The following is an 8,942-nucleotide window of genomic DNA, read 5'->3' as shown; positions in this document are numbered from 1 at the left end:
GCGGGATCGAGCGGATGGCGCGTCGGTCCGAACAGCGGTGAGGTCGTCACACCCTTGCTGGCGAATTCGGACGTCGCGCCGATACCGACGACGACGGCGCCAGCGCTGCGCAGGCGCTCGATCGCGATGGCATCGCGCGGCGCGATGAAATCGGCGAACAGGCGCGAGCCCTGCGTCACGCGCCAGCCGCCGACCCAGATGTTGTCCTTGACGATGACGGGAACGCCGGCGAGTGGCATCCTCTCACCGGCACGCAGGCGGGCGTCGACCGCTGCCGCGTCGGCGAGTGTGCGTTCGGGATCGACCGTGACGACGGCGTTCAGCGCCTTTGCGGCCTCGATGCGGCCGAGGGCGGCCTTGGCTGTCCCGACAGCGGTCGTCCGCCCGGCGGTGACGTTCGCTGCAATCTCGCGCGCGCTATTTGTCCGCTGTGTCATGGCTTCCCCACACCAATGCCAATGTGCCGCCAAGCGCCAGGCACGCCAAGGCGAAGAAGGCCATGCCCAGGCTGGCAACACCATCCAGGATCGAGACCACCGCCGGCGCCGCCAGCAATCCGGCATAGGACGCGGTCAGCACCGCGCCGGTGGTTTCGCCGATCCGGTCCTGCGGGGCGAGGCGGGCGATCTCGGCGATGAAGACGCCATTCCAACCCGACGCGGTCAGACCGAAGAGGGCGGCAACGACGAATTGTCCGCTACGGCCAAGCGATGCGCCATGAAGGCCGAGTAACGCGGCACAGACGGCCATGCCGAGGCCGATGACGACGAGCACGGCGCGCGAGGCGTCCAGGCGCATCGCGACATAGCCCCAGCCGAGCCGGCCGACGAGGCCGCCGGCTTGCGCGCAGGCCAGCGCCATGCCGGCTTCGATATGGCTGAGGCCGAGCTCGCGTGTGCCGAGCGTGACGAAGACCGTGTTGAGCGACACCTGCATCGCGCAGAACGGCATCGAGGCCAGCGCCAGTGTCGCGATCTGCCGATCCGCGGCAACCAGCGCCAACCGCGCGCGGAGATCGAGCTTTGGCGGCGGGATGATTTTGTCGGCATAGGCCGGCCGCAACCATTCGAACAGCAGGATCGCGAGCAGCGCGCAGACGCCCACCAGCGCGTAGCACCAGGCCGGTCCGAACGCGATGGCGATCGCGGGCAGGGCCAGCGAGCCGCAAACCGCGCCGATCTGGTTGCCGGTCTGGCGCACCGAGAACACGAAGGCGCGCCGCTCGGCAGTCACGAGCCGCGCCAGCAGTGCCGCGCTTGCCGGCGTCTCGGGGCCCATGGCCAGACCGAGGCAAAGGCCTGCGGCCAGCAGGGCGGCGCTCGATCCGAGCGAAGCCAGTGCCATGCCGACCACAATGGCCGCCGCGCACAGGCTCGCGATTCGCAGCGAGCCAAGGCGCGCGATGAAGCCGCCGCCCCAGAACGAGGCGGGAATGCCGACCGCAAACACCGCGCAGGAGAACATCGAGAGCTGCCAGACCTCGATATGGGCGCGCGGCGCGACCACGCCGGGCGCGAACAAGGCGAGTGCGACGAGGGCCTGAAGCCCGGTCATTGCCCCGAGGGCAGGCAGCAACGCCGGTGCTGGCCGAATGGCGGTGTTTCCGTCTACCATGCTGCTACGATCATGGGAGGAACAGTGTGGCAGGCGGCATTTCCATTCACGCGGTCGACGTGGCGAGCGGGCGTCCGGCGCAGGGGCTGCGCGTCGAGATCTGGCGGATCGATCCGGACTCGTTGCGCGTTGCCGACGGGCGGCTCGGTGCCAACGGGGTGCTCGATCATTCGGTCGCGCAAGGTGCCGGCGTGACAGCGGGCGAGTACGAGGTCCTGTTTCATCTCGGCGAGTTCTTTGGCGAGCGCGACGGCTTCCTGACCGTGACGCCGTTCCGCTTCCGCATCAAGCACGTCGATGAACATTTTCACTTGCCGCTGAAATTCACGCGCTGGGGCTATTCGCTGTTCCGCGGCGCCTGATCAGTTCGTCAGACGTCGTGACAGGCCGGTGACGCGCTCCATCACTGCGACCATCGCCACGGTCGCAATGATCAAGACGCCCGACAGCGCGGCGATGGTGACGTCGAGCTTGCCTTCGAGATCCTGCCACATCCGGATCGGCAGCATGTCGGTCGCGGCATCGCGCAGGAACAGCGAGACCGGCACGTTGTCGAACGACGACATGAAGGCGATGAAGGCGCCCGCGATGATGCCGGGCCGGATCAGGGGTAGCACGATACGGCGGAAAGTATAGAGGCGGCTCGCGCCGAGCACCGCGGAGCTTTCGAGCAGGGTCGGCTCCAGCTGGGCCAGCGCCGCGACCGTGTTGCGCACGACATAGGGCACGCAGACCACGGTGTGGCCGATCACCAGCGTCAGCGGCGAGACCGGCAGGCCGACCAGCGAGAACAGCATCAGCGCAGCAAGGCCAAAGGCCAGCGCCGGCAGCACCAGCGGCGACATGAAGAGGGAATCGAGCAGTCGCGCCGACAGCGCCTGCGACCGCGAGATCGCAAGCGCGGCGGCGACGCCGAGCACGACGGACAGGCCCGTCGCCCACAGCGCGACGATCAGGCTGTTTTTCGCCGCGAAGTGCAGTTGCCAGGCGTCCCACAGCTCGGCGTACCAGCGCAGCGAATAGCCGGGCGGCGGGAATTTCAGCGAGAAGCCGCTGGTGAAAGAGACGATCAGGACCACAAGCGAGGGCGCGATGATCAGGATCAGCGCGATGATCGCGATCAATGTCATGACGAGCTCGAAGCTGAATGCTTCCAGCGTACGCTTGCGCCCGCTCATCATGCCCCTCCATAGCCGCGTGACATGCGGCCGAGCGTGGTGAAGACGGAGACGACGGCGAGCACGGCGAGCAGGAAGATGATCGAGATCGCCGACGCAAACGGCCAGTTCTGCAGCGTCGAGGCCTGCTGGTAGAGATACATCGGCATGAACAGCATCTGTCCGCCGCCGACCAGCGACTGGGTGATGAAGGCGGTGATCGCGGCGGCATAGGTCAGCGTACAGCCGGCGATCACGCCGGGCAGCGACAGCGGCAGCACGATTCGGAAGAAGGTGCGCCAGCTTCCGGCGCCGAGTGAGCAGGAGGCATCGTCGAGATTGGGGTCGATGCGGCCGAGCGCCGTGATCAGCGGCAGGGTCATCAGCGGCATCTGCACCTGCGCCAGCGCGATCACCACGCCGAACTGGGTGTAGAGCAGCTTTAACGGCGTATCGATGATTCCCAGGGATTGCAGCGTGGCGTTGATGATGCCTTGGCGTCCGAGGATGACGATCCAGGCGAAGGTGCGCACCACGACGCTGGTCAGAAGCGGCAGCAGCACGATCAGGATGATGATGGTCTGGAGCTTCGGCCCGACCCGCTGGTACAGCCAGGCGATGGGAAAGCCGAGCACGAGGCAGACGGCCGTCACCTCGGCGCCCAGCAGCAGCGTCGAGCCGAGCACGCTCAGGCTGAACGGATCGGTGAGGAAGTGCAGATACTGGCCGAGCCCCCAATGGAGCCCGGCCGTGTCGTTGTGCAGCGAGAGCCACAGCAATTGCAGCAGCGGCGCGACGAAGAACAGCAGGAAGAATAGCGCCAGCGGCGCTGCCAATCCCATTCCGTAGGACGTCACGTCCCGTGATGCCGGTGCTGCGCCCATCATTTGGCCCTTGAAGGTCTCAGATCTTGATCTCGCGGTTGAACCGTTCAATCCAGGCCGAGCGTTGCTCGTTGATTTTCTTCCAGTCCTGGAACACGAACTTCTTCTTCAGCTCGGCGGTGTCCTTGGCGAGCACGCGCGCGATCTCGCCGCCCATCGCCACCTTGGAATTGGTCGGCACGATCAGATAAGGCGGGTTCATCAGGGTCGTCTGCACCTCGGGCGTCAGCGCCGCCTCGATCAGCTTGAAAGCGAGCTCGCGGTTCGGCGAGTTCTTGACGATGTGGATCGTGGTCTTGAAGGCGATGGCGCCTTCCTTCGGCGCGACGAACTCGACCGGCACGCCGCGGGCCTTGAGGATCTGGATGGCGTTGAAATTGCCGGGCGAGATGTCGATCTGGCCCTGCTGGAACAGGGTCGCGAGCGCGCCGGGATTGGCGGCAACGGCCGCGAGATTGGGCTTGAGCTCCTCCAGCGCCTTGAAGGCGGGATCGACATTGGCTTCCGAGCCGCCGCGCATCTTGGCGATCTCCACCAGCCAGCCGGTGCCGAGCGTCGAGTTGAGGTTGGTGATGCCGACGCGGCCCTTGAACTCCGGTTTCCAGAGATCGGCCCAGGAGGTCGGCGGCGTCTTGACGGCTTCCGGGTTGTAGGTGAGGCCGACGACCTGGAAGAACGGGGCAGGGCCCATCGGCTCCTGCGCCTCGGCGATCAGGTCCTTGTAATAAGCGCTCTTCTCGACCGGATAGGGCTCGACCAGGTCCTGGCCGATCGCGACGAGGGCCGGGCCGGGATCGTGCAGCATGACATCGATCGGCGGATTGGCTTTGGCGGCATTGACCTTCGCAATCTGGTCGACCGAAAGCATGGGGTCGAGCACCATCGCGGCGTCCGCATTCGCCTTGCGGAAGGCCGGCACCAGCACGGCCTTGTGGGCTTCCTCCCAGCTTCCGGTGAAGGTCGCAAACACCAGCGGGCGGGCCTGGGCAAAGCTCAGTCCGGGAAACGCCTTCATGGCCCCGAGTGTGAGGGCGGTCGTCATCAGGCTGCGGCGATTGAGGATCATGTCGAACTCCGTGTGGACAATGACAGGAACTAAAGCGTTGCGGGAAATGCGTTGGCGAGCGAGGGGGCGAGTGGTGCGAGGCGCACGGCGGCGCCGCTCTCCAGCGCGCGAGTCTCGCCGATGCGCGCCTGCGAGACCTTGACGCCGGAGCCGTCGGCGGTGGTGACTTCGTGCACGACGGTGGCTCCGAGCGGGAGCGACATGCCGACCACGCCGGCAAAGCCGGTCTCGTCGCCGACGAATTGCAGATGCTCGGGGCGGATGCAGACCGTGACGCGGCCGCCCTCGGTGAGGGTGCCGGCGGCGGGACGCGCAATGATCTCCGCGCCGGCATCGAGGCGGACCTTTGCCGCGGTGCGGTCCGCCGAGACCACGATGCCGGGCATGCGGTTGGTGGAGCCGACGAAGGTGTTGACGAACAGCGTCTGGGGCCGGTCGTAAACGTCTGACGGCGAGCCGAACTGCTCGAGCTTGCCATGGCTCAGCACGGCGACGCGGTCTGCCATCGACAGCGCCTCTTCCTGGTCGTGCGTTACGATCAGCGTGGTGATGCCGGAGACGCGTTGCAGCCGCTTGACTTCAATCTGCATGTCCAACCGCAAATTCTTGTCGAGCGCGGCAAAGGGCTCGTCGAGCAGCAGGATCGAGGGCTTGATCGCGAGCGCGCGAGCGAGCGCGACGCGCTGCTGCTGGCCGCCGGAGAGCTGGCGTGGCAGCCGCTCGGCCATGGTCGGCAGCTGCACCAGCTCAAGCAGGCGCTGTGCCTCGCGCTGGCGCGTGGCCTTGTCGATGCCGCGGGCAGCGAGCCCGTAGGCCACGTTCTCGCTGATGGAGAGATGCGGGAATAGCGCGTAGTTCTGGAACACGATACCGACCGCGCGGCGGTTCGGCGGCAGCGCGTCGACGATGTCGTCGCCGATGATGATCCGCCCTTGCGTCTGCGCGATGAAGCCGGCGATAATGCGCAACAGGGTCGTCTTACCGCAACCGGATGGGCCGAGCAGAGCGATGATCTCGCCGCCCTTGATGTCGAGATTGATGTTCTCGACCGCGAGCGCCCCGCTCGGGTAGCGGTGGGTGACCGCGTCGACGACGAGCGATCGGCCGCCTGGTGCATCAGCCATGGTGTTTGCTCCCGTTGCCCCAGAGGAGAAAGCAAGTCTCGTGCCCGCGCCTGTCGCTTTTCGACGCGCGTTTTGGCATGGTGGTCCGATGACATCGGATCGATCGATATGCGACCTCACTGCCACGGAGCTTGCACGCGCCATTGCGCGGGGCGAGCTGTCCTCGCGCGAGGCCGTCGAAGCGCATCTCGCGCGGATTGCGAGCCTCGACACAGGGTTGGCTGCCTTCGTGACGGTCGATGAGGAAGGTGCCCGCCGCGCCGCGCAGATGTGCGATGCGGCTTCTGCGCCGATCGGCCCGCTGCATGGCGTGCCCATTGGCATCAAGGATCTCACTGACACCGCAGAGCTTGCGACGACCTACGGCTCGGTTCTGTTCCGCGACCACGTCCCGGTCGAGGATGACCTCGTCGTGGCGCGGCTGCGGCGCGCCGGAGCGATCATTGTCGGCAAGACCAACACGCCGGAGTTCGGCTTCGGTGCGGTCTGCACCAACAGATTGCGCGGGCCGACCCGCAATCCGTTCAATCCTGCGCTGACCTCCGGCGGATCCTCCGGCGGCTCTGCCGTCGCGGTCGCGGCCGGCCTGGTGCCGCTCGCGCATGGCACCGATTTCGGCGGCTCGGTGCGCACGCCCGCCAGCTTCTGCGATGTCGCCTCGATCCGGCCGACGCCCGGCCGCATCCCGTCGCCGCGCCGGCCGCTCGGCTGGGACATGTTCGCCACACACGGCTTTCTCGCGCGCGGCGTCGAGGATCTCGAACTCGCCCTGTCGGTCTGCGTCGGAGGGGAGGAAAATGATCCGCTCTCGCTCGGCAGCGTCAGCGATGATCGAGCCATTGCCGGCCGTCCGCGGATCGCCGTTACGCCCGATTTCGGTGTCGCGCCGGTTGCGCGCGACGTTCGCCTGCGTTTCGGCGATGCTTGCGAAGCGCTCGCGCGTGTTGCCGATGTGGTGGGGGGCTCGCCCGAATGCGGCGGGGCGATCGAAACCTTCCGCACCTTGCGTGCCGCGCACATCGCCAACAGCTATGGTGAGTTGCTGAGCACCCGGCGTGCCGAGCTCACGCCGACGGTGATCTGGAATATCGAGGCTGGTGCGAACCTGTCTGCGGAGGACTACTTGAACGCCGAACGGCGCCGCACCGCGATCTACCGCAGCTTTCGTGCGCTGTTCGGCCGTGCCGACTTCCTGATCGCGCCGGCCGCGTCGGTGTTCCCCTGGCCGAACGAGATCAGTGACGTCACGGCCATCGACGGTGCGGCCATGGAGACGCCGATCGACTATCTCGCCGTCACTTTCATCGTGTCGCTGGTCGGGTTTCCTGTCCTGACCATACCGGTGCGGCGAGCGGTGAATGAGCTGCCCTTTGGCATCCAGGTCATCGCGCTGCCGGGATGCGAAGCCCGCTTGTTTGCCTTCGGCCGTATCCTCGAGAACGAACTGGGTTTTTCGCATCGCCGGCCGCCTCTCTGATCAGCTGTCGCGATGTTCGAGCCGGGCGGCAAGCGCGTCGGCAAGATCAATGGTGGGCTTGGCGGCGGGGCGTCGGAACGTGCCCGCCGTGGCCTTGCGCAGGCGCAGCGCGTGAAGCGCCTCGGCTTGCTTTACCGAGGCGATGACCTGATCGACCACAGGGACGGGGATGCGGTCGGCGACGCGCTCGGCGAGGCCCGAGAGCGGGGCGCCCGCAAAGATCAGCACATCGGCCTCGTCTTCGAGGATGGCGCGCTGCGCGAGCTCGACCAGCACGTCTTCCTTCTCGGTGCCGACCTCCGAAATCGCCTGAAACGGCGTGTCGAGCATGCGGATGCCGGCGCAGCGTTCCCATAGCCCGTGGGCGCGGACGCACTCCTCGTACCAGGGCCCCAGCGCCCGGGCGAAGGTGACAATGGCAAAGCGGCGGCCGGCCATGCAGGCGGTCAGCATGGCCGCTTCCGCCATGCCGACCACGGGAATGTCGAAGGTCTCGCGCGCGGCGAACAGGCCGGGATCGCCGAAGGCCGCGATGATCGCGGCGTCGACCTGCTTGTGCTGCTCGGCCAGCATCTCCAATGCAATGGCCCCGCCGATCTGCGCCTCAGTGCGGGTCGCGATATAGGGCACGCCACGGGTCGCGGTGCAGGGGATCAACTCGGTGCCTGGTGAGGCCGCGCGCTGCCCGACACCCAGCATCAGCTGCGTGACTTCGGTGCTGGTGTTGGGGTTGAGCAGCAACAGCTTCATGGTCAGGCCGCCGTTAGCTTGGGCTTCGGGGCAAGCGTCTCGAGCAGGGCGGTGCCGGTCTGGCGGACATGGGCGCCGAGCAGGCGTCCCGCGGCCTCGCTGTCCCGCGCTTCGAGCGCGGCCAGGATATCGGCATGCTCGTTGACCGAATTGCTCCAGCGCTTGTCAGCGCCGAGCGCCAGATAGCGGGCGCGTTCGGCCCGGGAGATCAGCGTCTCGTGCGCCTCGCGTAGCGGCGTGTTGCGGGCCATGCGGACGATGGTGTTGTGGATCTCGCCGTTGATGGCGAAATAGTCGTCGAGCTTGCCGTTACGATGATGACCTTCCATCCGGGTCTGGAGCGTGCGCAGGCGGGCGAGATCGCGCTCGGTGGCGCGCTCTGCGGCAAGCTCAGCGGCGAGCCGCTCGATGCCGGCGAGGGCCTCGAACAATTCCGAGATGCCGTCGACCGCGATATCGGCAATGCGCGGGCTGCGGTTGGGGCGAAGCTCGATCAATCCCTCCGCGGCAAGCACCTTCATCGCCTCGCGCAAGGGGGTGCGTGACACGCCGAGCTCCTTCGAGAGCTTCGTCTCCTGGGTCTGCGCGCCCGGCGGCAGTTCGCCGCGGATGATCATCGTCCGCATCCGCGCGGCGGCGCGCTCATGCAGGCCCATCCGCTTGAGTTTGGGCGACTTTCGGCTCTTCGGGGTTTCCGACTTCTGCTGCACGCGTGCCTCGTTGCTTCCATTCATCCTAGCCGTTTCCGGCGGGTTGGCTTGCCCAAAATACCGACGCATGTAGCTGAAAACAATGGCATAGCGCGCAAATTGTATGCAGCATGCAGAATCCGGATTGCGCTGTCGCGAAGCCCGGTCGATGATCTCGCAA

10 protein-coding genes are annotated in these 8,942 nt (G+C 66.7%); 2 read left to right on the top strand and 8 right to left on the bottom strand.

The window, feature by feature from the left end; translation table 11 throughout:
- Both SE92_RS10490 and SE92_RS10485 read right to left on the bottom strand, forming a co-directional pair.
- Positions 1-437: amidase family protein (locus tag SE92_RS10490; protein ID WP_245324535.1), on the bottom strand; the 437-nt coding region annotated here is incomplete at its 3' end.
- Positions 418-1,614, bottom strand: a complete 1,197-nt coding sequence (locus tag SE92_RS10485) for an MFS transporter (protein WP_063195634.1) — start codon at positions 1,612-1,614, stop codon at positions 418-420. The genes SE92_RS10485 and SE92_RS10490, both read right to left, overlap by 20 nt.
- 26 nt (positions 1,615-1,640) lie before the next feature.
- On the opposite strand from SE92_RS10485, the gene SE92_RS10480 reads away from it, so the two are divergent.
- Positions 1,641-1,976 (top strand): hydroxyisourate hydrolase, encoded by a 336-nt coding sequence (locus SE92_RS10480; protein WP_063195633.1) that lies wholly within the window; start codon positions 1,641-1,643, stop codon positions 1,974-1,976.
- On the opposite strand, the gene SE92_RS10475 is transcribed toward SE92_RS10480, so the two are convergent.
- Genes SE92_RS10475 through SE92_RS10460 form a run of 4 tightly spaced genes read right to left on the bottom strand, consistent with a single transcriptional unit; the run spans position 1,977 to position 5,845 of the window.
- Positions 1,977-2,792 carry an ABC transporter permease gene (locus SE92_RS10475; protein WP_063195632.1) on the bottom strand — a complete coding sequence of 272 codons (816 nt, stop codon included), beginning with the start codon at positions 2,790-2,792 and terminating at the stop codon, positions 1,977-1,979. It abuts the gene before it with no gap.
- Positions 2,792-3,655, bottom strand: a complete 864-nt coding sequence (locus SE92_RS10470; RefSeq protein ID WP_063203445.1) for an ABC transporter permease — start codon at positions 3,653-3,655, stop codon at positions 2,792-2,794. Before SE92_RS10470 ends, SE92_RS10475 begins: the two co-directional genes overlap by 1 nt.
- 19 nt (positions 3,656-3,674) lie before the next feature.
- Positions 3,675-4,721 (bottom strand): ABC transporter substrate-binding protein, encoded by a 1,047-nt coding sequence (locus tag SE92_RS10465; RefSeq protein WP_063195631.1) that lies wholly within the window; start codon positions 4,719-4,721, stop codon positions 3,675-3,677.
- Positions 4,722-4,750: 29 nt separating this feature from the next.
- Positions 4,751-5,845: an ABC transporter ATP-binding protein gene (locus SE92_RS10460; protein ID WP_063195630.1), complete on the bottom strand. Its 1,095-nt coding sequence runs from the start codon at positions 5,843-5,845 to the stop codon at positions 4,751-4,753.
- Between the two features lie 88 nt (positions 5,846-5,933).
- Here SE92_RS10460 and SE92_RS10455 point away from each other — a divergent pair, with 88 nt between their 5' ends.
- Positions 5,934-7,322, top strand: a complete 1,389-nt coding sequence (locus SE92_RS10455) for an amidase (RefSeq protein ID WP_063195629.1) — start codon at positions 5,934-5,936, stop codon at positions 7,320-7,322.
- Here SE92_RS10455 and SE92_RS10450 read toward each other — a convergent pair whose 3' ends face one another.
- Positions 7,323-8,072, bottom strand: a complete 750-nt coding sequence (locus SE92_RS10450) for an aspartate/glutamate racemase family protein (RefSeq protein WP_063195628.1) — start codon at positions 8,070-8,072, stop codon at positions 7,323-7,325.
- Positions 8,073-8,074: 2 nt separating this feature from the next.
- Positions 8,075-8,806, bottom strand: a complete 732-nt coding sequence (locus SE92_RS10445; RefSeq protein ID WP_245324532.1) for a GntR family transcriptional regulator — start codon at positions 8,804-8,806, stop codon at positions 8,075-8,077.
- Between the last annotated feature and the right edge of the window lie 136 nt (positions 8,807-8,942).

The organism is Bradyrhizobium sp. AT1, from assembly GCF_001590795.1.
GTDB lineage: Bacteria > Pseudomonadota > Alphaproteobacteria > Rhizobiales > Xanthobacteraceae > Bradyrhizobium.
This window is presented reverse-complemented; position numbering and strand designations above follow the sequence as displayed.